The sequence below is a fragment of the Mycobacterium sp. NGS34 genome, assembly GCF_059812845.1.
Genome location: NZ_JCALDM010000012.1, coordinates 65,942 through 92,189, shown reverse-complemented (window position 1 = coordinate 92,189; position 26,248 = coordinate 65,942). Strand labels below are relative to the sequence as shown.

The window sequence follows — 26,248 nt, the reverse complement described above, 5'->3', positions numbered from 1 at the left end:
CTGCAGGACAAAAGAATTGAGGCGAACAGCGGCCGTGAGCAACATTTCACCATTCGGGCAAAACGAATGGCTGGTCGAGGAGATGTACCGCAAGTTCCGCGATGACCCCTCCTCGGTCGACCCGAGCTGGCACGAGTTCCTGGTCGACTACAACCCCGAGCCCGCCACGGATGCGGCCCCCGCGGCCCCATCCGACGGGCAAGCCGCCGCCCCGGCGGCCAAGCCCGCCGAGACCAAGCCGGCACCGCCCGCACCCACCGCGGGCAACGGCGCCCCGGCGCCGACGGCGCAGGCACCCGCGGCCCCGGCGCCGGCGCCGGCGAAGCCCGCCGCGCCCGCGCCGGCCGAGGGCGACGAGGTGCAGGTGCTTCGCGGCGCGGCCGCCGCCGTCGTCAAGAACATGTCCGCGTCGCTGGACGTGCCGACGGCGACCAGCGTCCGCGCCGTCCCGGCCAAGCTGCTCATCGACAACCGGATCGTCATCAACAACCAGCTCAAGCGCACCCGCGGCGGCAAGATCTCCTTCACGCATTTGCTGGGCTACGCGCTGGTGCAGGCCATCAAGCAGTTCCCGAACATGAACCGGCACTACGCCGAGGTCGACGGCAAGCCGAATGCCGTCACACCGGCTCATACCAATCTAGGCCTGGCCATCGACCTGCAGGGCAAGGACGGCAAGCGCTCCCTGGTGGTGGCGGGCATCAAGCGCTGCGAGGAACTGCGGTTCGCGCAGTTCGTCACCGCGTATGAGGACATCGTGCGCCGCGCCCGCGACGGCAAGCTCACCGCGGAAGACTTTGCGGGCGTGACGATTTCGCTGACCAACCCGGGCACCATCGGCACCGTGCACTCGGTGCCGCGGCTGATGGCGGGCCAGGGCGCCATCATCGGCGTCGGCGCCATGGAGTACCCCGCCGAGTTCCAGGGCGCCAGCGAGGAGCGCATCGCCGAGCTGGGCATCGGCAAGCTGATCACCCTGACCTCCACCTACGACCACCGCATCATCCAGGGTGCGGAGTCCGGCGACTTCCTGCGCACCATCCACGAGATGCTGCTCTCGGATGCGTTCTGGGACGAGATCTTCCGCGAGTTGGGCAACCCGTACCTGCCGGTGCGCTGGAGCACCGACAACCCGGACTCGATCGTCGACAAGAACGCCCGGGTGATGGAGTTGATCGCGGCCTACCGCAACCGCGGGCACCTGATGGCCGACATCGACCCGCTGCGCCTGGACAGCACCCGGTTCCGCAGCCACCCCGACCTCGAGATCCTCAACCACGGCCTGACGCTGTGGGACCTCGACCGCATCTTCAAGGTCAACGGCTTCGCCGGCTGCGAATACAAGAAGCTGCGCGACGTGCTGGGCCTGCTGCGCGACGCCTACTGCCGCCACATCGGCGTGGAGTACACCCACATCCTCGAGCCCGAACAACAGCGGTGGCTCGAAGAGCGGGTCGAGACCAAGCACGTCAAACCGACCGTGGCGGAACAGAAGTTCATCCTGAGCAAGCTGAACGCCGCCGAGGCCTTCGAAACGTTCCTGCAGACCAAATATGTTGGGCAGAAACGATTTTCGCTCGAAGGCGCGGAAAGCGTGATCCCGATGATGGACGCGGCCATCGACCAGTGCGCCGAGCACGGCCTCGACGAGGTGGTCATCGGGATGCCGCACCGCGGCCGACTCAACGTGCTGGCCAACATCGTCGGCAAGCCGTACTCGCAGATCTTCTCCGAGTTCGAGGGCAACCTCAACCCGTCGCAGGCGCACGGCTCCGGCGACGTCAAGTACCACCTGGGCGCCACCGGCGTGTACCTGCAGATGTTCGGCGACAACGACATTCAGGTGTCGCTGACCGCCAACCCGTCCCACCTGGAGGCCGTCGACCCGGTGCTGGAGGGCCTGGTGCGGGCCAAGCAAGACCTGCTGAACCATGGCGCCGAGGACGACGGCGACGAGAAGGCCTTCTCCGTGGTGCCGATGATGATGCACGGCGACGCCGCCTTCGCCGGCCAAGGGGTGGTCGCCGAGACGCTGAACCTGGCGAACCTGCCCGGCTACCGCGTCGGCGGCACCATCCACATCATCGTCAACAATCAGATCGGCTTCACCACCGCGCCGGAGTACTCGCGCTCCAGCGAATACTGCACCGACGTGGCAAAGATGGTGGGGGCGCCCATCTTTCACGTCAACGGCGACGACCCGGAGGCGTGCGTGTGGGTGGCCAAGCTGGCCGTCGACTTCCGGCAGCGGTTCCACAAGGACGTCATCATCGACATGCTGTGCTACCGGCGCCGCGGCCACAACGAGGGCGACGACCCGTCGATGACCAACCCGTACATGTACGACGTCGTGGACACCAAGCGCGGCGCCCGCAAGAGCTACACCGAGGCCCTGATCGGCCGCGGCGACATCTCGCTGAAGGAGGCCGAGGACGCGCTGCGCGACTACCAGGGCCAGCTGGAGCGGGTGTTCAACGAGGTCCGCGACCTGGAGAAGCACGGCGTGCAGCCCAGCTCGTCCGTGGAGGCCGACCAGCCGGTGCCCGCGGGGCTGGCCACCGCGGTGGACAAGTCGCTGCTGGCGCGCATCGGCGACGCTTTCCTTTCCGTGCCGGACGGTTTCACCGCGCACCCGCGCGTGCAGCCGGTGCTGGAAAAGCGCCGCGAGATGGCCTACGAGGGCAAGATCGACTGGGCGTTCGGCGAGCTGCTGGCGCTGGGATCGCTGGTGTCGGAGGGCAAGCTGGTGCGGCTGTCCGGGCAGGACACCCGGCGCGGCACCTTCTCCCAGCGGCATTCGGTGATCATCGACCGCAACACCGGCGAGGAGTTCACGCCGCTGCAGCTGCTGGCGACCAACCTCGACGGCACCCCGACGGGTGGCAAGTTCCTGGTGTACGACTCGCCGCTGTCTGAGTACGCCGCCGTCGGCTTCGAGTACGGCTACACCGTGGGCAACCCGGACGCGCTCGTGTTGTGGGAGGCGCAGTTCGGCGACTTCGTCAACGGCGCGCAGTCGATCATCGACGAGTTCATCAGCTCGGGCGAGGCCAAGTGGGGCCAGCTGTCGAACGTGGTGCTGCTGCTGCCGCACGGGCACGAGGGGCAGGGCCCCGACCACACTTCCGGGCGCATCGAACGCTTCCTGCAGCTGTGGGCGGAGGGGTCGATGACCATCGCGATGCCCTCGACGCCGTCCAACTACTTCCACCTGTTGCGCCGCCACGCGCTGGACGGCATCCAGCGCCCGCTGATCGTGTTCACGCCGAAGTCGATGCTGCGCAACAAGGCCGCCGTCAGCGACGTCCGCGACTTCACCGAGATCAAGTTCCGCTCGGTGCTCGAGGAACCCACCTACGAGGACGGCATCGGCGACCGCAGCACGGTCCGGCGGATCCTGCTGACCAGCGGGAAGATCTACTACGAGCTGGTGGCGCGCAAGGCCAAGGACAATCGCGACGACGTCGCGATCGTGCGGATCGAGCAGCTGGCCCCGCTGCCCAAGCGCCGGCTCAACGAGACGCTTGACCGCTACCCGGCGGCCGAGGAGTTCTTCTGGGTGCAGGAAGAGCCGGCCAACCAGGGTGCGTGGCCACGCTTCGGGCTGGAGCTGCCAGAACTGTTGCCGGACAAGCTAACCGGGCTCAAGCGCATCTCGCGCCGCGCCATGTCGGCGCCGTCGTCGGGTTCGTCGAAGGTGCACGCCGTCGAGCAGCAGGAGATCCTGGACACCGCATTCCGCTGACGCTCGCCTTTTCGACGACGAGCGCGCGTGTCTGTACGGCGACACGCCGCTTTGGCCGGCATTTTGCGCACGCTCGCGCTTAGGGACCAGTGCCCGTCGCGCCGTTGTTTCCGGTCGCGCCGGCGGTCGAGCCCGACCCGCCCGTGCCCCCGGCGCCGCCGCCACCGCCGCTGCCCTGCCCCCCGGTGCTACCCGAGGGACCGATCGGTGATCCCCCGCCGGGTTGCTTGTCGGTGATCCCGCCGGAACCGCCGTCGCCACCCACGCCGCCGGCCCCGCCGGTGCCCCCGGCGCCGCCCACCCCCGCGCTGCCGCCGGACCCCGCCGGGCCGAACAGGCCGCCATCCCCCGCCTTGCCGGCCGCACCGCCGGCGCCGCCCTGGCCGCCCGTGCCGCCGACGCCGCCGTCGCCGCCGACAGCCCCGTTGCCGCCGATCCCGAACTCGTTACCCACGCTCAGCGCGTAGGCGTTGCCGCCGTTGCCGCCCGTGCCGCCGGTGCCGCCCACACCGCCGGTGCCGCCGACGCCGCCGACGCCGCCGCTGCCGGCGGCTCCGCCGGAGCCGAACAGCAGTCCGCCGCGGCCGCCGTCACCCCCGACACCGCCGGTGCCGCCGGTGCCCCCGGTTCCCCCGGCGCCCCCGAGACCGCCGGCACCCCCGCCGCCGCCGACGGAGTTGAGGTCGGGATTGCCGGAAGTCGCGGCGGTGCCGCCGTTGCCGCCCAGGCCACCGTGCGCGGCGATGCCCCCGGTCCCGCCGGTGCCACCGGCGCCGCCCTGCCCACCGGCCCCGCCGCTACCGAATAGCAGCCCGCCGTTTCCGCCGATCCCACCGGCGCCCCCGGTGCCGCCCGCGCCGGCGGTCGCGTCGAGGCCCTTGCCGCCGACGCCGCCGATGCCGCCATTGCCGCCCTGGGCGTCGGCGTTCGAGAGGAGGGCGTTGGGGCCGAAGCCCGCGCCGCCGGTGCCGCCGACCTGGCCCACCGTCCCGTTGTCGCCGGTGCCGCCCGGGCCGCCGACGTTTCCGGCGTTCAACCCGGTGGTGCCGGAGCCCGCAGTGCCGTTGTCGGGCGTGACGGCCGTTGTCCCCGCCAGACCCGTGCCGCCCTGGCCGCCGGCCCCGCCGCTGCCGAACAACACGGCGCTGCCGCCGGCCCCGCCGGTCCCTGGGTTGCCGCCGTTGACGCCGACGGCGGCGGCCCCGCCCAGCCCGCCGGTCCCGCCGTTGCCATTGAGCAGGCCGCCGGCCCCGCCGTGGCCGCCGTTCGCGCCGGCGCCGCCGCCACCGCCGGCGCCGCCGTTGCCGAACAACCCGGCATCCCCGCCGTTTCCGCCGGCCACGCCGTTGGCCGTTTGGCTGAAGCCGGTGCCGCCGTTGCCGAACAGCAGCCCGCCCGCCCCGCCGTTCGGGCTCGCCGCCGTCCCGTTGCTTCCGTCGCCGATGAGCGGGCGCCCCAGCAGCGCCTCGGTGGGCGCGTTCACCACCCCGAGCAGGTCCTGCTCGACGACCTGCAGTGGGCCGGCGTTCGCGGCCTCCGCGCCGGCGTACGCGCCGGCGCCGGCCTGCACCACCTGCACAAACTGCTGATGGAACGCCGCCGCCTGCGCGCTCAGGGTCTGGTAGGCCTGGGCGTGCGCGCCGAACAGCGACGCGATGATCGCCGACACCTCATCGGCGCCGGCCGCCGACAGCTCGGTGGTCATGGCCGCGGCGGCACTGTTCGCCTCGCCCAGCGCCGAACCGATGCCCGCCAGATCCGTGGCCGCCGCCACCAGCGCCTCCGGCGCCGCCACCACGAACGACATCGCTGGCCTTCCGGTCAGAGGAAATCAGGTATCCGCAGATCGTATCGTCGCGCTCGCAACGTATCTGGCGTTTGCTCTAACCCGTCTTGATCGCCATCGCAACGAAATCGAGCCGCCACAGCGACTGAAACAGCTTGCGGCCGAGGTCCTCAAGGCTCGAACCGTCGCCGCGCCGCGGCTGGGTCTCGCCCACTCGCGCGGCGATCTCGCGGATGGTGCGACGGCCGTCGACGTGCTGCACAAAAGGCAATTGGGCGGCGTTGAGGGTCAGGCGCCCCCCGGGCTTGACGAAGTCGGCGCCCGACAGGCCGCACCGCAACCGCAGCGACGGAACGTAGTCGAGAGCGCCGGCCGCCGAAAAGTCAATGGCATAGCTGTCTTTCGGCCGGTCCGGTCGGCACGCCAGGAAAAAATGGCAGGCGCCGAAGACGTGCAGACGTTCCATCACCGACCACAGCTTGCGCTCGGGCAGCGCGTGCACGATCTCGTGGGCCGCGGTTCCCGGACTGAACCAATCGTGCGGGTAATACGGCGCATTGACGAGCCAGCCCTGGAAGTCCAGCCCGGCCGAGGTGACCAGGTCGAGGCACTCGTCGACGTCGTAACTGCGGTCGCGACCGTGCAGGAACGTGTCCACCACCGCGCCGTCGTACCGCAATTCGTCGCCCTCGATTTTGAGATAGCTCTGGACGTTGTGATCCGCGGAGAGCCCCGAGATCGTCGCCTTGACCACGTCCACCGACGCTTCGTCCTGCCCCAGCCCAAGGTCGCGAAAGGCCGATTGCAGCTGCTCGACGCCTCCTCGGCCATACTTCGCGTAAAGCGTCAAACCGATTGCGCCGTCACGCCGCAGGCACGCGCCGAGCGATTTCATACCCACCAGCGGGTCGGCCATGTGATGCAACACCCCGGTCGACACGATGAGGTCGAAATCCTTTCCGAGCGTGGGCAATTCCTCGATCGGGAGCAGGTGCAGGTCCAGGTTCCACAGGCCGTGCTTGTCCTTCAGATATTGCTGATGGTCCAGCGACGGCCGGCTGATATCGACCCCCACCACCTTTGCGTCCGGGTTCTTGTAGGCGAAGACCGCCGCCTGGTTGGTGCCGCAACCGGCGATCAAGATGTCGAGGTCGCGCTTGTATTCCCGGTCGGGCCATAGGATCCGGTGGAAGTCGACGGGGTCGAACCAGTACCAGACGCCGCTGGGTAAAGCGTCGAGGTCCTGGATGGGTTGTGGGTACCGCCACCGCTGGTATTGATGGGAGACAACATCGGCGCGCGGATCGTCGGTCATTTCGGGCGCAAGCTCCTTGCGGGGGCGTGGATCGCTGGTAGGGAGCATCCCAGATGCACGGGTGCGCGGCAGCGTTATCGGCGATCGGCTGCGCGGGGCCGGGGTAACCCGTAACCCCGGGTACCGTCTAGCCTCGACGAGAGCCGATACGAGGAGGGTGCTCATGCAGGGATTCGCGGGGAAGGTCGCCGTGGTCACGGGCGCCGGTTCGGGCATCGGGCAGGCGCTGGCGATCGAGCTGGCCCGCTCGGGCGCCAAGGTGGCCATCAGCGACGTCGACACCGAGGGCCTGGCGCGGACCGAGGAGAAGCTGAAGGCGATCGGCGCGCCGGTCAAGGCGGACCGGCTCAACGTCACCGAGCGGGAGGCCTTCCTGGCCTACGCGGACGCGGTCGCCGAGCACTTCGGCAAGGTCAACCAGATCTATAACAACGCGGGCATCGCGTTCACCGGGGACGTCGAGGTCAGCCAGTTCAAGGACATCGAGCGGGTGATGGACGTCGACTTCTGGGGCGTCGTGAACGGCACCAAGGCGTTCCTGCCGCACCTGATCGCCTCCGGCGACGGTCACGTCGTCAACGTCTCCAGCGTGTTCGGGCTGTTCTCGGTGCCCGGGCAGGCGGCGTACAACGCGGCCAAGTTCGCCGTGCGGGGCTTCACCGAGGCGCTGCGGCAGGAAATGGCGCTGGCCCGTCACCCGGTCGCGGTGACCACCGTGCACCCGGGCGGCATCCAGACCGCGATCGCGCGCAACGCCACCGCCGCCGAGGGGCTCGACCCCGAGCAACTGGCCAAGCTGTTCGACAAGCGGCTCGCCCGGACCAGCCCGGAACGCGCCGCCAAGGTCATCCTGGACGCGGTCCGCAAGAAGAAGGCCCGGGTGCTGGTCGGCACCGACGCCAAGCTGTTGGACGTGATGGTCCGGGTGGCAGGCCCGTATTACCAGCAGCTGTTCGGCCCCGTGATGGGCCGCCTGATGCCCAAGCCCTGACCCCTAACCGCCGAGTCTGCGCTCAGCGCGCCCAATCCCGGCTTGGGCTCAAGTGATCGCTGCAACACCTGGTTTGTTCAGAGGGGTGTTGCCGCGTGGGTTATCAGGGTGGTTTTCGTGGTCATGGTGTGCATCTAGACGTCGAGTCGAAGGCGTCGGTGACCGAGGAATTCTGGCGGGCGGTGCGATCGGGGTTGTCTCCGACGGCGGCCGCGACGGTGGCCGGGGTGTCGGGTGCAACGGGGCGCAAGTGGGCTAGGGCGGCGGGGTATCAGACCAACCCCAAGCACCACGGCCAGCAGTACTCGCAACAGGTCAAGAAGGCGTTTTGGGAAGCACTGCGGTCGGGGTTGACCCCGACGCAGGCGGCGGTGAGCGCGGGTGTGTCAGAACACAGCGCGCTGCGCTGGATTCAACAGGCTGGGTATGTGCCCAGAACATCGTTTTGCCCTGATCAAGCCGTCGATACGGTGCCGCTGACCCAGTCGCTGTCGTTCGTCGAGCGCTGCCGGCTCGAGGAGCTGCTCGAGATCGGGTGCTCGAAGGCTAAAGCGGCGGATGTGTTGGGGCGGCATCGATCGACCATCGTGCGCGAGGCTCGCCGCGGGGCCACCGGGTCGGGATATCGTGCGCGGGTCGGACAAGACGTGGCCGAGGCCCACGCCAAACGCCCCAAACCACGCAAGCTCGAGCAGCACGGCGCCCTTGCTCGATGAGGTTGTGCGACGCTTGAAAAAGCGGCACAGTCCCGAGCAGATCGCCCGCCGGCTGCGCGAAGACTTCCCCGATGATCCGGAGATGTGGGTGTCACACGAGACGATCTATCAGGCCATGTATGTCCAGCCCCGCGGGGAGCTGGCGCGGCTGGTCAAGACCGCGCTGCGCACCGGCCGGACACAACGAAAACCGCAGGGCCGCACGACAACCGATAGCCGCGGCCGGATCAAGGACATGATCAACATCAGCGAGCGCCCCGTCGAGGCCAAGGACCGCGCGATCCCAGGCCACTGGGAAGGCGACCTGATTCTGGGCGCTCACGGGCAAACCGCGATCGGTGTCCTAGTGGAACGAACCACCGGATTCGTCGTGCTGCTGCACCTGCGCGGCGATCACACCGCGGCCACCCTGGCCGAGGCGATCACCGCCAAAATCCCCGAGATCCCCGAGATCTTGCGTCAATCGCTGACCTGGGACCAAGGCAAGGAAATGGCCCTGCACACCCAGATCACCCAAGCCACCGGCCTACCGATCTACTTCTGCGACCCCCACACCCCCTGGCAACGCGGCACCAGCGAGAACACCAACGGGTTGCTGCGCCAATACTTCCCCAAAGGCACCGACCTGTCCTTTCACGGCCCCGGGATCCTCGACAACGTCGCCGCCGAACTCAACGCCCGACCCCGCAAACGCCACAACTGGCGCACCCCCGCCGAAGAACTCGACCGACTACTCTCAAACCCATCCGCATTTGTTGCAGCGAGCGCCTGAATCCAAGCGGCGAAAACACGCGCTGAGCGCAGACTCGATGCCCAACACTTACCGCCCCAGCGGGTGTTCGGCCAGCCACCCGCCCGCGACCGCCTGCGGGTCGGCGCCGGCGGCCACCTGCCGGCGCATGTCGGCCAGCGCCGCGGTGTCCAGCACGCCGGCCACCTCGTTGATCGCCAGCAGCTGCCGATCGGAGAGTGCGTTGCGCCGATACAGCGGCACCACGTTCTCGGCCTGGATCAGCGCGGGCTTGCCGTCGGCCAGCGCGACCAGGTCGCCCGGGCTGGCGGGGTCGGCGGTGGTGGTCCACCCCGCCGTGGGCTGCCCGGCCCGCACGGCGTCGAAAAGCGCCGCCTCGGAAGGGAATTGGCGCGGTAACGGGAGCCGGCAGGAACCCACCGCCGCCGGCGCGGTAAACCCGGTGACCGCCCCGATGGCCAGCCCGTCGCAATGCGCGGGCAGCGCGCTCAGGTCCGCGGTGAGGTCGTGGCCGCCCCACGCCTTGGCGGTGGCCCGCGTGACCAGCAGCACGGGCTTGTCCTCGGCGGCGGTGGTGTAGTCGCCGGCCAGCACGCCCTCGGGCAGCGCGGCGATCATCGCGCGGTAGACCTGCGCGTCGGACATCGCAGTCGCGCCGGGCTGCAGCAGCCGCAACGTCTGCCCGGTGAACGCGGGCACGACGGTGAACGCGCCCGAGTCCAGCTTGGCCATGGGGTCGGGGACGGTTTCGGGCCGGGCCGCGAAGCCGTAGGACCGCAGCGCCGCCGCGTAGACGGCGGCCAGCAGCGACGACTGCGATCCGACCACCAATTCGGGAGGCGGGCGTCGCTCGCCGCAGCCCGCCAGCGCCAGCAGCGCGGCCAGCAGCGCGGCGGCCAGCCTGCTCACACGGAAGAGTCGGCAGCGATCGCGACGGCGGCGGCGACCGCTTCCCCGACCCGCGAGTCCAGCGGGCTCGGGACGATCCGGTCGATCGCGAGGTCGTCGCTGACGACGGAGAAGATCGCCTCGGCGGCGGCCACCCTCATCTTCTCGGTGATGCGGCGGGCCCCGGCGTCCAGCGCGCCGCGGAACACCCCGGGGAACGCCAGCACGTTGTTGATCTGGTTGGGGAAGTCGCTGCGGCCGGTGGCCACCACCGCCGCGTACTTGGCCGCGATTTGGGGGTGGATTTCCGGGTCCGGGTTGGACAGCGCGAACACGATCCCGCCCGGCGCCATGGTGGCGACCAGCTCCTCGGGGACGACGCCGCCCGACAGCCCGAGGAACACGTCCGCGCCCTCGAGCGCCTCGACCAGGCCGCCGGACAGGCCGTCGGGGTTGGTCCGCCGCGCGAGATCGACCTTGACGCCGTTCATGTCGTCGCGCCCGGTGTAGAGGATGCCGCGCGAGTCGACCACGGTGATGTCCGAAACACCCATCGTCAGAAGGAGATTCGTGCACGCCACGCCTGCGGCCCCGGCGCCGCAAACCACCACCCGCAGCGTGGACATGTCGCGGCCGAGCAGCTTGCTGGCGCCCATCAGCGCGGCCAGCACGACGATCGCGGTGCCGTGCTGGTCGTCGTGCATCACCGGGCAGTCCAGCGCCTCGATGACCCGCCGTTCGATCTCGAAGCAGCGCGGCGCGGAGATGTCCTCGAGGTTGACGGCGCCGAACGTCGGGCGCAGCCGCACCAGCGTTTCGACGATCTCGTCGGGGTCCTTTGTGTCCAGCACGATCGGGATCGCGTTCAGCCCGCCGTACGCCTGGAACAGGGCGCACTTGCCCTCCATCACCGGCAGCGACGCCGCCGGCCCGATGTCGCCCAGGCCGAGCACCGCGCTGCCGTCGCTGACGACGGCCACCAGCCGGCTCGACCACGTGTAGCGGGCGGCCAGGGTGCGGTCCGCGGCGATGGCGCGGCTGACCTGCGCCACGCCCGGGGTGTAGGCGATCGACAACGCGCGCTGGGTGTCCAGCGGCGCGCTCAGCGCTACCGAAAGCTTCCCGCCCACGTGCGCGTCGAAGATCTCGTCGTCTCCGATGGCCAGCTGCGGGTGCGCGGTTTCGGGCATCGCACCAGGGTAAGGGCTACCCATTAGTAGGCCTAATTTCCGCTGGATCGGTTCAGATGAGCCCCAGCTCCGTGACCGCGTTGCGCTCGTCGGCCAGCTCCGCGGTCGACTTGTCGATCCGCCCGCGGGAGAACTCGTCGATGTCCAGGCCCTGCACGATCGACCAGTCGCCGTCCTTGGTGGTCACCGGGAACGAGGAGATCAGGCCCTCCGGCACGCCGTAGGAACCGTCGGACACGACGGCCATCGACACCCAGTCACCCGCCGGGCTGCCCAGCAGCCAGGAGCGGGCGGCGTCGATGGTCGCCGACGCGGCCGACGCGGCCGACGAGGCGCCGCGCGCGTCGATGATCGCCGCGCCGCGCTTGGCGACGGTCGGGATGAAGTCGTTCTCGATCCAGGCCTGGTCGCCCACGACCTCGGCCGCGTTCTTGCCGCCGACCTCGGCGTGGAAGACGTCGGGGTACTGGGTGGCCGAGTGGTTGCCCCAGATCGTCATCTTCTTGATGTCGGTGACGGCGGCGCCGGTCTTCTTGGCCAGCTGTGAGATCGCCCGGTTGTGGTCGAGGCGGGTGAGCGCAGAGAACCGCTCCTTGGGAATGTCGGGCGCGTTGGTCATCGCGATGAGCGCGTTGGTGTTGGCCGGGTTACCCGTGACGCCGACGCGCACGTCGTCGGCGGCGACCGAGTTGAGCGCCTTGCCCTGCGCGGTGAAGATCGCGCCGTTGGCCTCGAGGAGGTCGCCGCGCTCCATGCCCGGGCCGCGCGGCCGCGCGCCGACGAGCAGGGCGAGGTTCACGCCGTCGAAGATCTTGTTCGGGTCGGCGCCGATCTCGACGCCCGCCAGCATCGGGAACGCGCAGTCGTCGAGCTCCATCACGACGCCCTCGAGCGCCTTGAGCGCCGGCTCGATCTCCAGCAGGCGCAGCTCGATCGGGCGGTCGGCGCCCAGCAGCGCCCCGCTGGCCAGGCGGAACAACAGGCTGTAGCCGATCTGGCCGGCGGCGCCGGTGACGGCGACCTTGACAGGACTTGCGCTCACTTCGATTTACTCCTCGGGACAGTTGCGGTCGACGTCGAAACTAGCGCACCGCCGTCGGCGCGAAATCTCCGGTCCACGCGGCGCGCGGAGTCTTCACGCCGCGTTTCACCAGCACGCGTAGCATTAGGCACCGCTTTCCCGACCCGCGCCGCGATCGGAGGTGAAGGTGTTTCCCGGACCTGACGCACTGCCCGAAGTGCTGCGACCGCTCGTACCCGAGCCGCGCGAGACGCGCACCCAGCCCGTCGAGCAGCCGCCCATCGAGACCCTGGTCGACTGCGCCGTCTACGCCGACGGCAATCGGCTGCCGGGCAAGTTCACCTACGGGGCAGCGCTCACCCGGGTGCGCCAGTCCGAAGTTTTCGGGCAGCCGGCGTTCGTCTGGGTGGGGTTGCGGGAGCCGAGCCTGGCCGAAATGCAGGAGGTCGCGGACGTCTTCGGGCTACATCCCCTGGTCGTGGAGGACGCCGTATGCGCGCACCAGCGGCCCAAGCTGGAGCGATACGACGAGACACTGTTCCTCGTCCTGAAGACCGTGAATTACGTCCCACACGAATCGGTGGCGGCGGCCCGCCAGATCGTCGAAACCGGCGAGGTGATGGTCTTCGTCGGCAAGGACTTCGTGGTCACCGTCCGCCACGGCGAGCACGGCGGGCTCTCCGAGGTGCGCAAGCAGATGGAGGCCGACCCCGAGCAGCTACGCCTGGGGCCGTACTCGGTGATGCACGCCATCGCCCATGAGGTGGTGAACCACTATCTCGAAGTGAGCCACCTGATCGAATCCGACATCGACAGCATCGAGGAGGTGGCGTTCTCGCCGGGCCGCAAGATCGACGTCGAGCCCATCTACCTCCTCAAGCGCGAGGTCGTCGAACTGCGCCGGTGCGTCAACCCGCTGTCGGGCGCGTTCCATCGCATCCAGGTGGAAAACAAGGACTTGATCTCCAAGGAAGTGCGGCGCTACCTGCGCGACCTTGCCGACCACCACTCCGAGGCCGCAGAGCACATCGCCAGCTACGACGACATGCTGAACTCACTGATCCAGGCGGCGTTGGCCCGGGTGGGCATGCAGCAGAACAACGACATGCGCAAGATGGCGGCGTGGGCCGGTATTGCGGCGTTGCCCACAGCGGTCGCCGCGATTTACGGGATGAACTTCCATTTCATGCCCGAGCTGAACTGGACGTGGGGCTACCCGGGCATCATGGCCTTCATGGCGCTCTCCTGCTTGATCCTGTATTTCCAATTCCGCCGCAACCACTGGCTTTAACTCGCTTTCTCTCGCGAGCAGACGCAGAATCGCACGCTTTCGCGATGATTCATGCGAGTCTGTGTCTGCTCGCGAAAGCAATCAGTCGGGTTGCGCGGCGGGGCGTTTGGGATCCAGCACATCGACGCCGTCGTTGCTCCAGGCCTGCCGCATCGCCTCGGCCCCCTTGAGCCGGACCCACGCGGCCTCGGTCGCGGTGATCGGGGTGGCCGACAAAAAACGAACCGGGTCACTGGGCGGGTCCAGCGGCAGATCGGCAATGGCGCTGTCACCCAACAGAACCGCCGTGAACGGCACCCGCGCCGACGGGGACGCCCACAGCGGCGAGCCGAGGTCGATCAGGGCGTCGGCGACCAGCACCACGCCGTCGACGGCCGGCGTCGCCGCCAGCACCGCCACACTGCGGGCGATGCCGGTGACCGGCCCGGGATCCCGCAGCCGCAACACGATCTCGGCGCGCGGGCCGCGCAACGGGTCGGCCACCATCTCCGACGGATCGGTCATCGGGTGGCGCGAGCAGCCCAGCGACACGTAGTGAACCAATCCTTCGCTGCGAAAGCGCAGCACCTCAATGGGTTCGGTGCCCAGGAACGTCACGCTCGCCGAGTCCGGCTCCAGGTCGGCGAAGTGGGCGCGCAGGTGCGCGCGCACCAGGTCCGTGATCACTCGGCGAGGGGCAGCGTCAGGTTCGCCCCGGAGTCGGCGTCGAACACGGCGACCTTCGTCGTGTCGAGCGCCAACTCGATCGACTGCCCGATGGCCGCCTTCGACTCCGCGGGAACCCTTGCCACGAACTGGTTTTCGTGCACCTCCCCGTGGGCCTCGAGGTCGTCCAGCTGGGCCGCATGCACGGCCGGGCCCGCGGTGGTGAAGTACACGTACTTGTCGGCGCCCAGCGATTCGACCATGTCGACCTTGACCTCGAAGGTCAGCGCCCGGATGCGCTGGTACCCGTCGATCAGGGCGGCGTCGGCCAGGTGCTCGGGCCGCACGCCGACGATGACGTTCTGCGGCCGCGGGTGTTGCGAAATCACCTGCTGCACCTCGGGCGTCAGCATCACCTCGCCGAACGACAGGTTAAGCCCGTTCGGCGTCAGGTCGGCGGGGAAGAAATTCATCGCCGGCGAGCCGATGAACCCCGCGACGAACAGATTGGCGGGACGCTCGTAAAGCTCGTCGGGCGTGCCGATCTGCTGCGCCACCCCGCCGTGCATCACCACCACCCGGTCCCCCAGCGTCATCGCCTCGGTCTGGTCGTGGGTGACGTAGACGGTGGTGGTGCCCAATCTGCGCTGCAACCGGGCGATCTCGCCGCGCATCTGCACCCGCAGCTTGGCGTCCAGGTTGGACAGCGGCTCGTCCATCAGGAACGCCTTGGGGTGGCGCACGATCGCCCGGCCCATCGCGACCCGCTGCCGCTGTCCGCCCGAAAGCTGGGAGGGCTTGCGGTCCAAAAGCTCGGTCAGGTCAAGGGTTTTGGCGGTCTCATCGACCTTCTGCGCGATCTCGGCCTTCTTCATCTTCGCCAGGGTCAGCGGGAACGCGATGTTCTGCCGCACGGTCATGTGCGGGTAGAGCGCATACGACTGGAACACCATGGCGATGTCGCGGTCCTTGGGTGCTTTCTCGTTCATCCGCACGCCGTCGATGCGCAGCTCGCCCGACGAGATGTCCTCAAGCCCGGCAATCATGTTCAGCGTCGTGGTCTTGCCGCAACCGGAAGGGCCGACCAGGATCAGGAATTCGCCGTCGGCGATGGTGATGTTCAGGTCCTTCACCGCCGCGGCGCCGTCGGCGTAGCTCTTGTTGACGTTTTCCAACACAATCTCGGCCATCGCGCTATCCCTTCACAGCGCCAGAGGTCAACCCGGCGACAATCCGTCGTTGGAAAATTAGAACAAAAACGATGATCGGGACGGTAATCACGACGGCCCCGGCCGCGATCGAACCGGTCGGTTCCTCGAACTGCGAGCTGCCGGAGAAGTTCGCGATCGCCACCGGCGCGGTGATGGCCGCCCTGGTGGCGGTCAGCGACAAGGCCAGCAGCAGGTCGTTCCAGGCGAAGATGAAGACCAGGATCGCCGCGGTCACCAGGCCCGGCGCCGCCAGCGGCACGATCACCCGGCGGAAGGCCTGGCCCGGCGTGGCGCCGTCCATCTTGGCCGCCTTCTCCAGGTCCCACGGGATCTCCCGGAAGAACGCCGACAGCGTGTAAATGGCAAGGGGCAGAGCGAAAGTGATGTACGGCAGGATCAGGCCGGGCCAGGTGTCGAACAGGCCGAGCGCGCGTTCGATGTTGAACAACGGTGTCACTAGCGAAATCGCCGGGAACATCGCGATCAGCAGGGTGGCACCGATCAGGGCCCGCTTGCCTGGAAAGTCCAGCCGCGCAACGGCATAGGCCGCCATCGCCCCCAGCACCACTGCGATCGCCGTGGTGATCAACCCGATCCCGATCGAGTTGATCAGCGCCGAGCTGAAGAACTCGCCCCGGAAGATGCCGCGGTAGTTCTCCAGGGTCACCGACGACGGAATCAGCTTGCCGTCCTTGACCGTTGACGACGGTTTGAGCGACAGGGACGCGATCCACAGCACCGGGACGAGCGCGTACACCACGACCAGCGTGTCGATCACGGCCCACAGGGCGGCGCGCGGGTTAGCGGCCATCGCCACCACCGGGCGCCGCCGCGCCGAACACCTTGATGTAGACGAGCGCGATGATGCCCACGCAACAGAAGATCAGCACGCTGATCGCCGAGCCCAGGCCCACGTTGAAGCCCTTGAACAGGTTGTCGTAGCCCAGGATTGACACCGAGTCGGTGTTGTTGGCGCCGTCGGTCAGCACGTAGATGTTGTCGAAGATGCGGAAGGCGTCCAGCGTGCGGAACAGCAGCGCGACCACGATCGCCGGCCTGATGATCGGCAGGGTGATCCGGGTCAGCCGCCGCCATGCACTGGCCCCATCGACCTGCGCGGCCTTCAACAGGTCCTCGGGCACCAGCGCCAGCCCGGCCAGCAGCAGCAGCGCCATGAACGGCGTGGTCTTCCACACCTCGGCGAGCACCACGATTCCCAGCGACGGAATCTGTTGCGTCAGTGGGGCGCTCCCCTGTGGCAACAGGTTGGCCAGGTAGCCGGTCCCCGGCGTCCAGGCGTAGTACCAACTGTACGACGCGACGACGGTGACGATGCCGTAGGGGATCAACACCGCGGTGCGCACCAGGCCCTTACCGACCAGCGTGCGGTGCATCACCAGGGCCAGCGCCAGTCCCACCACAAACTCGATCGACACCGAAACCGCGGTGATCCCCAGCGTCACCAAAAGCGCCGTCCACCAGTACCGGTCGGTCAGGATCGTCTGGTAGTTGCCCAGCCCGATGAAGGCGGTGTCGCCCGGCGTGGCAAGGTTGTTGCGCTGCAGGCTAAGCCACACCGCGTAGCCGATCGGGTACGCCGTCACCGTGAGCATCACGGTCGCGGCGGGTGCGACGAGGGCGAAGGCAAGCCGCCGTTCCGCCATGAGGCTCACGGCAGCAGCCCCTTGCCGTCGATCGCCTTCTGCGCCTGCGCGGCGAGTTCGTCGGCCGTGCGCTCCGGGTCGATACGGGTGATCGGGCTCAGCGCCGCCGCCAGCCGCAGCGACAACGCTTGGTACACCGGCGTTGCCGGGCGCACGGCCGCGTCGGTGAGCTGCTGGCGGATCACCGTGTACATCGGATACTTGGCCTGAAATTGCGGATCGGAATACAGCGACGTCCGCACCGCGGGCAGGCCGCCCTGGATCGACACGTACTTCTGGCTCTGCAGGCTGCGCAGGCAGCGCACCGCCTCGAACGCCTCCGCGCGGTGACGGGTGGTGCTGGCCACCGCCAGGTTCAGCCCGCCGATGGTCACCTTGGCCGGCCGGCCCGGCGCCACCCGCGGGTAGGGCGCGAAACCGAAGACCTGCCGGCTTGCCTCATAGGCGATGCGGAATTGCTCGTCGGTGGGCACGAACGTGCCGACGTCGTTGATGCTGCCGGCCAGCGCCGGATCGCGGTTCAGCGGCAGGAACGGCACCCCACCCTTGACCGCGTTTTCCAGCAGGGACGCCAGCACGTAGGGCCAGTTGACCTCGAGCGCGGCCTTGCCCTGCTCCACCGCTAGCCGGGCGGTGCCCTCGTCGGTCCGGCTGATCGACGGGTCGGCCCCGGGCGCGGTGGCCACCGACTTGAGGACCCGCAGGGCGTCGACGGTGGCCGCACGGTGTTCCGGCGTGTCGGTCAGCGTGACCCGCCGGCCGTCGTCGGAGAGCACCTGCCCACCGGCGCTCACCAACAGCGTGTTGAACCACACCACCAGGCCCTCGCCCTCGTTGGCCTGCGCGGCGATCCAGGCGGGCTGGCCCGCGGCGTGCAGCCGGGCCGCCTCGGTCACCATCGCGTCCCAGGTCGCGGGCGGCTGCGCCACCAAATCCGGTCGGTACCAAAGCAATTGCGTGTTGGTCGTCACCGGTGCGCCGTAGAGCCGCTGCTTCCAGCGCGCCGACGCGAGCGGACCCGGCAGGGTATCGACGGTGGCGTCGGCCTCGGCCTGCCCCGCGGGATCGTCGGACAGCGGCAGCGCCCAGCCCGCCTCGGCGAACTCCGCGGTCCACACCACGTCCAGCGCCATCACGTCCAGGCCGCGGTCGTGCGCGCTGAGGCGCCGGGCCAACTGCACTCGCTGCTCGCCGGGACCCCGGGGCAGGCTGACGTGCCGGACCGTGAACCCTAATTGCGCCGTGCACTCCTGCGCGACGGCGGTGAACGTGGCCGCGTCGGTGGCGGGCGTGTAGAAGCTGACCACCACCCCGGAACCGGGCGCCCCGCAGCCCGACAACAGCGCCGACGCGACCATGACCGCCGCCAGGCCACGACGACCCATCAGATCGCCAAGCGCGCCAGCAGATCCCGTGCCTTCTCCGCGTTTTGCGGATCGCAGAGCACGTCGTAACGACCGGCCACCAATTGCATGGTGGAGCTGAAATCCCTTGTGCCACGGGCCATCGCGTACGGGACGGCAGAGGTGATCAGGCCGAAGAACACCCCGGCGACCAGGCCGGTGACCAGCGCCGCCCAGGGATTGGGGCTGAAGAAGCCCAGCACCAACCCGATGAACAGGCCGAGCCAGGCCCCGCTGATCACCCCACCGCCCAGCACCTTGGGCCACGACAGGCGGCCGGTGACGCGTTCGACCTGCATGAGGTCGACGCCGACGATCGTCACCTGCTGCACCGGGAACTCTTGGTCGGAAAGGTAGTCCACGGCGCGCTGCGCCTCGGCGTAGGTGGGGTAGGAGCCGACGGGCCAGCCCTTGGGCGGGGTCGGCAGCGAGGGCACGCCGCGCCGGCCGGCCGCCGCGCCCGTGGGCGTGGCGCCGGGAACCTGTCCGGGCTGGAAAGGACTAGTCATCGCCGCTCATTCTCCTCCGCCTCGGCCATCCTCTCATCCCGAGGCCGTTTTGCTAGGTTGAGCAGCATGTCAGCTCCTGGCGGCGCCACCGACGACGCCAACGCGCCGCAAGGCGGCCGGGACGATTGGACGCCGCCCTGGGATCCGCCCGCGATCGACTATCCGGCGTATTCGCCGCCGGACTACCCGCCGGGCTACCCGCCTGGTTACCCACCCGGCTATCCCCCGCCGATGCCGCCGGGCTACGGCGCCCCGCCGATGCCACCCGCGCCCTACCCCCCGCCCGGCTACGGGCCCCCCGCGTACCCGCCCCAATATCCCGGCTACGGGCCGCCGTCCTATCCCGGCGGCTACTACGCGACGTCGGACTACCGGGTCCAGCCCGGCACCAACGGCATGGCGATCGCGTCGCTCATCTCGTCGTTCACCGGGTTCCTCTGCTGCGGCATCGGCTCGATCCTGGCCATCGTGCTCGGCGTGGTCGCGCTGAGCCAGATCAAGCAGACCCGCCAGGAGGGTTACGGCCTGGCCGTGACGGGCATCGTGATCGGCGCCGGCACCCTGGTGGTGTTTTTGATCGTCGCGATGTTCAGCATCCGTTCCCATTAACGCGGCGCATCGGCAAAGCGGGCGTGGCCGCCCCGCCATCCGGGCGGCGCCTGAATAGGCTCTCTGGCATGGGACCGGTCAACAGGGTGTACGTCGCGCGGCTCCCGCGAATGATGGTGTTGGGTCCGCTCGGCGAAAACTTCGGCCGCGTGCGCGATGTGGTGATCAGCATCAGCATCGTGCGCCAGCAGCCCCGCGTCCTGGGACTGGTCGTCGATTTGGCCACGCGCCGCAGCATTTTCATCCCGATGCTGCGGGTCGCCGCGATCGAGCCCAACGCCGTCACGCTCAACACCGGCAGCGTCTCGTTGCGCCACTTCGAGCAGCGGCCGGGCGAGGTGCTGGCCATGGGTCAGGTGCTCGACACGGTCGTCAAGGTCAACGATCCCGAACTGCCGGAGCTGGCCGGCCTCGACGTCGTCATCACCGACCTGGGCATCGAACAGACCCGCACGCGCGACTGGCTGGTCACCCGGGTCGCCGTGCGCACGCAGCGGCGGCTGGGCCGGCGCGGCCCCGTGCACGTCGTCGACTGGCAGAACGTCCAGGGGCTGACCCCGTCGGCGCTGGCGCTGCCGGGCCAGGGCGTGGCGCAGCTGCTGGACCAGTTCGAGGGACGCAAGGCGGTCGACGTGGCCGACGCGATCCGCGGGCTGCCGCCCAAGCGCCGCTACGAGGTGCTCAAGGCGCTCGACGACGAACGGCTGGCCGACGTCTTGCAGGAGCTGCCCGAGTTGGATCAGGCCGACGTGCTCTCGCAGCTCGGCACCGACCGGTCGGCCGACGTGCTCGAGGAGATGGATCCCGACGACGCCGCCGACCTGCTGGGCGTGCTGAACCCGACGGACGCCGAGATGCTGCTGACCCGGATGGACCCCGACGAGTCGGAACCGGTGCGCCGGCTGCTGACCCACTCGCCCGACACCGCGGGCGGCCTGATGACCTCGGACCCCGTGGTGCTCACCCCGGACACGTCCGTCGCCGAGGCGCTGGCCCGGGTCCGCGACCCCGACCTGACCGCGGCGCTGTCGTCCATGGTGTTCGTGGCGCGCCCGCCCACTGCCACCCCCACCGGGCGCTACCTGGGCTGCGTCCCGTTGCAGCGGCTGCTGCGCGAGGCGCCGGCCGAGCTGGTCGGCGGGATCGTCGACAGCGACCTGCTGACGCTGACGCCGGAGACCCCGCTCGGCGCGGTCACGCGCTACCTCGCCGCCTACAACCTGGTGTGCGGACCCGTGCTCGACGACCAGAACCACCTGTTGGGCGCGGTGACCGTGGACGACCTGCTCGACCACCTGCTCCCGCACGACTGGCGGGTAGACGTGCAGCAGCTGGACACCACCGGCCGAATCGAACAACGATTGGGAGGGTCCGGGTGAGCAGGTCCACGGCACCGCGACGGCTTTACACCCCCCGGACGTCGCGCCGGTATTCGCCGCGCGTCGACCCCGAGGCCGTCGGGCAGATCACCGAGTCCATCGCGCGTTTCTTCGGCACCGGCCGCTACCTGCTGATCCAGACGATCATCGTGATCGCGTGGATCTTGGTGAACGTGTTCGCCGCGGCGCTGCGCTGGGACCCGTACCCGTTCATCCTGCTGAATCTCGCCTTCTCCACGCAGGCCGCCTACGCGGCGCCGCTGATCCTGCTGGCCCAGAACCGCCAGGAGAACCGGGACCGCGTCGCGCTCGAAGAGGACCGCCGCCGCGCCGCCCAGACCAAGGCCGACACCGAGTACCTGGCCCGCGAGCTGGCGGCGCTGCGGTTGGCGGTGGGCGAGGTCGTGACGCGCGATTACCTGCGGGACGAGCTGGAGGACCTGCGTTCTATGCTGGCCCGGTTGCAGCCGGAAGGTGCGGACCGGGAGGCCGTGGGGGCCGGCGACGACAGGGAGCGGGCGGCTAAGAAATCCCGCTAATTCTCAAATCCCCCATTGCGCCACTCCCGTCACGGGGGTTATGTATTGTGATCTGGTTCACGAAGCTAAGCAGGTAGTTTCCCGACCTTAGGACCGTCGAGTGCGCATTGGGGCACGCTGGGGTAAACGCCCCGACGCCGCGGCCGAGCGGCAGCGCGCACGCCTGACAAAATCGCCGGCTTTCGGCGTCGCCGTCATCACTCCCCTGGTCTTCGCCGGAGCGGTCGGCGGCGCGGCCCCCACACTTCCCGGGCGTACCCCGGCGGTGCACAGCCAGGTCATGCCCGTGCGCGACGCCGCGATTTTTCCGGTGGCCGCGGTCTCGCCGACCGTGCCCGACACCACCGGGCCCGTCGTCTTCGCCATCGACCGGGCGCCGACGGCTTTCCACATCGCCGAGGCCGCCCCGTCGGCGCCGCCTCCCCCGATGATCGTGAGTGCGCCTGGCGCGCTTGGCATTCCGTCGGTCGCGCTCGCCGCATACCGCAGCGCCGAACAGAAGATGGCCGTCGCCGCGCCGGGCTGCGGCGTCAGCTGGAACCTGCTCGCCGGGATCGGGCGCATCGAGTCGGGCCACGCGAGCGGCGGCGCCGTCGATGCGCGCGGCACCGCCGTGGTGCCGATCTATGGCCCCGCGCTGGACGGCACGCTGCCCGGCAACGAGGTCATCCTGCAGAGCACCACCGGCAACCGCCCCACCTACGCGCGCGCGATGGGGCCGATGCAGTTCCTGCCGGGCACCTGGGCGCGCTACGCCGCCGACGGCAAGGGCGACGGAACCGCCGACCCGCAGAACCTGTTCGACGCCACCCTGGCGGCCGCCCGCTACCTGTGCAGCGGCGGGCTGAACCTGCGCGACCCGGCGCAGGTCATGTCGGCGATCCTGCGCTACAACAACTCGATGGCCTACGCGCAGAACGTGCTGGGCTGGGCCGCGGCCTACGCCACCGGCGTGGTCCCCGTCGACCTGCCGCCGATGACCGGGCCGCCGCCGCCGCTGGGCAACGCGCACGACGACCATCCGGAGGGCCTCGGGCCCAACCTGCCGATGAACGTCATCGGCCTACCGTCGGACGACTTCTTCTCGCGGACGCCGCTGATCGACCTGAGCGGGACGCCGCCCACCGGCCAGCAGCCGATGTACCCGTGGATGTCGCCCCCGCAGCAGCAGGCGCCCACGCAGCTGCCCGGCTGCACTGTGATCTGCATCGGCCCCCAAAGCCCGGCGCCGCCGGCGCCTTTCGGGCAGCCGGCCTTCGCGCCGCCGCCCCCGCCCGCGATGCCCGCGGCCCCGCCCGCCGGTCCCGGCGGCCCGGGTCCCGCCGGTGCGCCCAGGGCGCCCGGTCCGGCCGGCTAACCGGTCCGACCACGCACGCCTACACTCGGCGGTGATGACCACCGATCTAGCTGCCGCCATCCGCACCGCCCTGGGGAAGGTGATCGACCCCGAATTGCGCCGTCCCATCACCGAACTCGGGATGGTCAAGAGCGTCGACGTCGACGCCGACGGCGGAGTGCACGTGGGGATCTACCTGACCACCGCCGCCTGCCCGAAGAAGACCGAAATCACCGAGCGGGTCGCCGCCGCGGTCGCCGACGTGCCCGGCACCGGCGCGGTCAAGGTCAGCCTGGACGTGATGAACGACGAGCAGCGCACCGAGCTGCGCAAGCAGCTGCGCGGGGACGCCGCCGAGCCCGTCATCCCCTTCGCCCAGCCCAGCTCCCTGACCCGGGTCTACGCCGTCGCGTCCGGCAAGGGCGGCGTCGGCAAGTCCACGGTCACGGTCAACCTGGCCGCGGCGATGGCCGCCCGCGGCCTGTCGGTCGGCGTGCTGGACGCCGATATCCACGGCCACTCCATCCCGCGGATGATGGGCACCACCGACCGGCCCACGCAGGTCGAGTCGATGATCCTGCCGCCCATCGCCCACGAGGTGAAGGTCATCTCGATCGCCCAGTTCACGCAGGGCAACACCCCGGTGGTGTGGCGCGGGCCGATGCTGCACCGGGCGCTGCAGCAGTTCCTGGCCGACGTGTACTGGGGCGACCTGGACGTCCTGCTGCTCGACCTGCCCCCGGGCACCGGCGACGTTGCCATCTCGGTCGCCCAGCTGATCCCCAACGCGGAGATCCTCGTCGTGACCACCCCCCAGCTGGCCGCGGCCGAGGTCGCCGAACGCGCCGGCAGCATCGCCCTGCAAACCCGCCAGCGCATCGTCGGCGTCGTGGAGAACATGTCCGGGCTGACGCTGCCCGACGGCACCACGATGCAGGTGTTCGGCGAGGGCGGCGGCCGGCAGGTCGCCGAGCGGTTGTCCCGCGCCGTCGGCGCCGACGTGCCGCTGCTCGGTCAGATCCCGCTGGACCCGTCGTTGGTGGCCGCCGGCGACTCCGGCGTCCCCGTCGTGCTCAGCGCGCCGGACTCCCCGGTCGGCAAGGAACTGCGCGGCGTGGCCGACGCCCTGTCGTCGCGAAAGCGCGGGCTGGCGGGCGTGTCGCTGGGGCTGGACCCCACGCGCCACTGACTCACTGCCGGCGAGCGACCGTGTTTGTACGCCGACACGCCGTCATAGGCGTGCATTTGCGGTCGCTCGCGCCGAAGGATCAGGTCGCGTCGGTATCGAACGGCACGGGGCCCTCGACGGGCCGCGGCGCAGGCGCCGCCGCGGGCGGGGCGCCGTTCACCGGCCGGTCGAAATTCCCGGTCAGGAACGAGTCGTCGCCGTCCAGCAGGTGCTTGGTCAGCGCGGCGCGCGGCGTCATGCCGCGCAATTTCTGCAACTCAGACAGCGGGGCGCGCAGGTCGTCGAACTCGGGCCCGATGTCCTCGCGCAGCTGGCTGGTCACCCCGCTGAGGTAGTCGCGTGCCTGCCGCAGCGCGGTCGACGTCCAGCGGATGGCGCCGGGCAGGCGCTCCGGCCCGAGGATGACCAGTCCGACCACGACGAGCACCAGGATGTGCTCCCAGCTGAGGTTGGAGAACATCGCTAATCCGGGTCCGGTTTGACCGTCAGCGTGACGTGCCGGCCGTCGCGGACCACCTCAACCGGGGAGTCCTGGCCGATTGTCAGCAGCCGGACGGCAACGACGAACTCGTCTGCGTCGGCGACCTTGCGGTTGCCGACTTTGACGATCACGTCGTTCTCCAAAATCCCGCCCTTTTGCGCGGGGCTTCCCGCCTTGACGTTGGCGACCTGCGCGCCGGAGGCGATCGCGTTGCTCACCGAGCGGGTGCTGACCCCCAGCGTCGGGTGCACGATCTTGCCGTCCTTGATCAGCGTCTGCGCGACCTGCTTGGCCTCGTTGATCGGGATCGCGAAGCCCAGCCCGCTGGCGCTGTCCGACAGCGACTTGCCCGCGGTGTCGATGCCGATCACCTGGGAATCCATGTCGATCAGCGGGCCACCGGAGTTGCCGTGGTTGATCGAGGCGTCGGTCTGCAGCGCGTCGATGACGGTGTCGGTGTCCGAGCCCTCCCCCGACAGCGGCACCGGCCGGTGCAGGGCGCTGATGATGCCGTGGGTCACGGTGCTGCGCAGCCCCAGCGGCGCACCGGCGGCGATCACCTCGTCACCGACCCGCACCTTGTCGGAGTCGCCGAGCCGGGCCACGGTCAGGTTGTCGACGTTGTCGACCTTGAGCACGGCCAGGTCGGTCTTCGGGTCGCGCCCCACCAGGTTGGCGGGGACTTCCTTACCGTCGTTGAACACCACGGTCGTCTTGAACTGGCTGGGGTTGTTGGCGGCCTCGGAGATCACGTGGTTGTTGGTGACGATGTAGCCGCGGCCGTCGATGACGACGCCGGAGCCCTGCATGCCCTCCTGGTCGCTCTTCGACTCGATGGTCACCACGGCATTGGCGGTCGCGGCCGCCACCTTGGCGAACCGGCCGGCCGGCGACTCGCCGTTGCCGTTGGTCGCCAGGCTCACCTTCGAGGTGGTGAACGCCTCGACGACCTCGGCCGTCTTACGACCGATCACGCCGCCGATCACACCGATCACCAACGCGATCAATAGCAGCACGGCCAGCGCCAGGTAGGACACCTTGCGCCCGAACAACACGTCGCGCACCCCGAGCTTGCCGGTGTAACCCGGCACGCCCGGCGGAGGGGCCGGCGCCACGGCCGGGGTCCCCAGGGCGGCCCCGGCGGCGGGGTCGCGCCAGGGGTCCTCGGCGCCCTCCGGCTCGGCGCCGTCCTGCTCGGCCGCCAGCGCGCCGGCATCGATCGGGTGGCGCTGCAGCGTGTCCGCGGTGCCTACGGGCTTGCCGAAGGCCTCCTCGAGGACGGGGTCGGCCGGCTGATCATGGGGTGTGAATTCGTCCTCGTCGCGGTACTTCGTCGGGCGCACGCGATCGGCTACGAAGGAGCCCTGCTGCCCGGCGGGGCGGCTGAACAACTGACGCGAGGCGGGGTCGACCGGAGGCCGTGAGATGGGACGCGGCGCCAGGCGATTACCGCCCTGGTTTCCGCCGTCATTACGGTCGTCGGAGGTCACGTTACCCCTTTGGATTCTCTTCTCGAGGGCTCGAGACAGGCCGCTTACGAGGCGCGCTGCGGCGCCGCGGCACTGTGGTTGTCCACCCTAGTATCCACG

Annotated in this window: 21 protein-coding genes and 1 pseudogene; 9 read left to right on the top strand and 13 right to left on the bottom strand. The window is 69.5% G+C overall.

The window, feature by feature from the left end; genetic code table 11:
* The first annotated feature begins 34 nt into the window (after positions 1-34).
* A complete protein-coding gene (locus AC5Y7V_RS24425) occupies positions 35-3,745 on the top strand; it encodes a multifunctional oxoglutarate decarboxylase/oxoglutarate dehydrogenase thiamine pyrophosphate-binding subunit/dihydrolipoyllysine-residue succinyltransferase subunit (RefSeq protein WP_499882611.1) in 3,711 nt (1,236 codons plus the stop codon).
* A 79-nt stretch (positions 3,746-3,824) separates the two neighbouring features.
* Here AC5Y7V_RS24425 and AC5Y7V_RS24420 read toward each other — a convergent pair whose 3' ends face one another.
* Together AC5Y7V_RS24420 and AC5Y7V_RS24415 are read right to left on the bottom strand one after the other, a co-directional pair.
* Positions 3,825-5,552, bottom strand: a complete 1,728-nt coding sequence (locus AC5Y7V_RS24420) for a PE family protein (protein ID WP_499882610.1) — start codon at positions 5,550-5,552, stop codon at positions 3,825-3,827.
* Between the two features lie 76 nt (positions 5,553-5,628).
* On the bottom strand, positions 5,629-6,846 hold the full coding sequence (locus tag AC5Y7V_RS24415) for a class I SAM-dependent methyltransferase (RefSeq protein ID WP_499882609.1): 1,218 nt from the start codon (positions 6,844-6,846) through the stop codon (positions 5,629-5,631).
* 163 nt (positions 6,847-7,009) lie between these two features.
* Between AC5Y7V_RS24415 and AC5Y7V_RS24410 the strand changes: the two genes are divergently transcribed.
* Together AC5Y7V_RS24410 and AC5Y7V_RS24405 are read left to right on the top strand one after the other, a co-directional pair.
* Positions 7,010-7,837 carry an SDR family NAD(P)-dependent oxidoreductase gene (locus tag AC5Y7V_RS24410; RefSeq protein WP_499882608.1) on the top strand — a complete coding sequence of 276 codons (828 nt, stop codon included), beginning with the start codon at positions 7,010-7,012 and terminating at the stop codon, positions 7,835-7,837.
* 338 nt (positions 7,838-8,175) lie between these two features.
* Positions 8,176-9,325: pseudogene (locus AC5Y7V_RS24405) on the top strand (IS30 family transposase).
* 48 nt (positions 9,326-9,373) lie between these two features.
* Here the strand turns inward: AC5Y7V_RS24405 and AC5Y7V_RS24400 are convergent.
* The 3 genes from AC5Y7V_RS24400 to AC5Y7V_RS24390 are packed head-to-tail and all read right to left on the bottom strand — an operon-like array spanning position 9,374 to position 12,424.
* Positions 9,374-10,213 (bottom strand): glycine betaine ABC transporter substrate-binding protein, encoded by an 840-nt coding sequence (locus AC5Y7V_RS24400; RefSeq protein WP_499882607.1) that lies wholly within the window; start codon positions 10,211-10,213, stop codon positions 9,374-9,376.
* On the bottom strand, positions 10,210-11,382 hold the full coding sequence (locus AC5Y7V_RS24395) for an NAD(P)-dependent malic enzyme (protein WP_499882606.1): 1,173 nt from the start codon (positions 11,380-11,382) through the stop codon (positions 10,210-10,212). The genes AC5Y7V_RS24400 and AC5Y7V_RS24395 overlap by 4 nt, the downstream gene beginning before the upstream one ends.
* Before the next feature lie 52 nt (positions 11,383-11,434).
* A complete protein-coding gene (locus AC5Y7V_RS24390) occupies positions 11,435-12,424 on the bottom strand; it encodes a malate dehydrogenase (RefSeq protein WP_499882605.1) in 990 nt (329 codons plus the stop codon).
* Positions 12,425-12,590: 166 nt separating this feature from the next.
* On the opposite strand from AC5Y7V_RS24390, the gene corA reads away from it, so the two are divergent.
* Complete coding sequence (corA, locus tag AC5Y7V_RS24385) at positions 12,591-13,694, top strand: magnesium/cobalt transporter CorA (protein ID WP_499882604.1); 1,104 nt, start codon at positions 12,591-12,593, stop codon at positions 13,692-13,694.
* Positions 13,695-13,775: 81 nt separating this feature from the next.
* On the opposite strand, the gene AC5Y7V_RS24380 is transcribed toward corA, so the two are convergent.
* From AC5Y7V_RS24380 to AC5Y7V_RS24355, 6 genes are read right to left on the bottom strand one after another with little or no spacing between them, the layout of a single operon-like run.
* Positions 13,776-14,360 carry a suppressor of fused domain protein gene (locus AC5Y7V_RS24380; RefSeq protein WP_499882603.1) on the bottom strand — a complete coding sequence of 195 codons (585 nt, stop codon included), beginning with the start codon at positions 14,358-14,360 and terminating at the stop codon, positions 13,776-13,778.
* Positions 14,357-15,529 (bottom strand): ABC transporter ATP-binding protein, encoded by a 1,173-nt coding sequence (locus tag AC5Y7V_RS24375; RefSeq protein ID WP_499882602.1) that lies wholly within the window; start codon positions 15,527-15,529, stop codon positions 14,357-14,359. Before AC5Y7V_RS24375 ends, AC5Y7V_RS24380 begins: the two co-directional genes overlap by 4 nt.
* Before the next feature lie 4 nt (positions 15,530-15,533).
* On the bottom strand, positions 15,534-16,361 hold the full coding sequence (locus tag AC5Y7V_RS24370) for a carbohydrate ABC transporter permease (RefSeq protein WP_499882601.1): 828 nt from the start codon (positions 16,359-16,361) through the stop codon (positions 15,534-15,536).
* Complete coding sequence (locus AC5Y7V_RS24365) at positions 16,351-17,214, bottom strand: carbohydrate ABC transporter permease (protein ID WP_499882642.1); 864 nt, start codon at positions 17,212-17,214, stop codon at positions 16,351-16,353. Before AC5Y7V_RS24365 ends, AC5Y7V_RS24370 begins: the two co-directional genes overlap by 11 nt.
* A gap of 5 nt (positions 17,215-17,219) precedes the next feature.
* A complete protein-coding gene (locus tag AC5Y7V_RS24360) occupies positions 17,220-18,599 on the bottom strand; it encodes an extracellular solute-binding protein (RefSeq protein WP_499882600.1) in 1,380 nt (459 codons plus the stop codon).
* Positions 18,599-19,126: a YflT domain-containing protein gene (locus AC5Y7V_RS24355; RefSeq protein WP_499882599.1), complete on the bottom strand. Its 528-nt coding sequence runs from the start codon at positions 19,124-19,126 to the stop codon at positions 18,599-18,601. Before AC5Y7V_RS24355 ends, AC5Y7V_RS24360 begins: the two co-directional genes overlap by 1 nt.
* A gap of 66 nt (positions 19,127-19,192) precedes the next feature.
* Here AC5Y7V_RS24355 and AC5Y7V_RS24350 point away from each other — a divergent pair, with 66 nt between their 5' ends.
* From AC5Y7V_RS24350 to AC5Y7V_RS24330, 5 genes are all read left to right on the top strand, one after another.
* Positions 19,193-19,735 (top strand): DUF4190 domain-containing protein, encoded by a 543-nt coding sequence (locus AC5Y7V_RS24350; RefSeq protein ID WP_499882598.1) that lies wholly within the window; start codon positions 19,193-19,195, stop codon positions 19,733-19,735.
* A 68-nt stretch (positions 19,736-19,803) separates the two neighbouring features.
* A complete protein-coding gene (locus AC5Y7V_RS24345) occupies positions 19,804-21,114 on the top strand; it encodes a magnesium transporter MgtE N-terminal domain-containing protein (protein WP_499882597.1) in 1,311 nt (436 codons plus the stop codon).
* Positions 21,111-21,653 (top strand): DUF1003 domain-containing protein, encoded by a 543-nt coding sequence (locus AC5Y7V_RS24340; protein ID WP_499882596.1) that lies wholly within the window; start codon positions 21,111-21,113, stop codon positions 21,651-21,653. The genes AC5Y7V_RS24345 and AC5Y7V_RS24340 overlap by 4 nt, the downstream gene beginning before the upstream one ends.
* Positions 21,654-21,753: 100 nt before the next feature.
* Complete coding sequence (locus AC5Y7V_RS24335) at positions 21,754-23,010, top strand: lytic transglycosylase domain-containing protein (RefSeq protein WP_499882595.1); 1,257 nt, start codon at positions 21,754-21,756, stop codon at positions 23,008-23,010.
* A gap of 34 nt (positions 23,011-23,044) precedes the next feature.
* Positions 23,045-24,178: an Mrp/NBP35 family ATP-binding protein gene (locus AC5Y7V_RS24330; RefSeq protein WP_499882594.1), complete on the top strand. Its 1,134-nt coding sequence runs from the start codon at positions 23,045-23,047 to the stop codon at positions 24,176-24,178.
* 79 nt (positions 24,179-24,257) lie between these two features.
* Here AC5Y7V_RS24330 and tatB read toward each other — a convergent pair whose 3' ends face one another.
* Both tatB and htrA read right to left on the bottom strand, forming a co-directional pair.
* Complete coding sequence (gene tatB, locus AC5Y7V_RS24325) at positions 24,258-24,638, bottom strand: Sec-independent protein translocase protein TatB (protein WP_499882593.1); 381 nt, start codon at positions 24,636-24,638, stop codon at positions 24,258-24,260.
* Positions 24,639-24,640: 2 nt separating this feature from the next.
* Complete coding sequence (gene htrA / locus AC5Y7V_RS24320) at positions 24,641-26,149, bottom strand: serine protease HtrA (RefSeq protein WP_499882592.1); 1,509 nt, start codon at positions 26,147-26,149, stop codon at positions 24,641-24,643.
* Between the last annotated feature and the right edge of the window lie 99 nt (positions 26,150-26,248).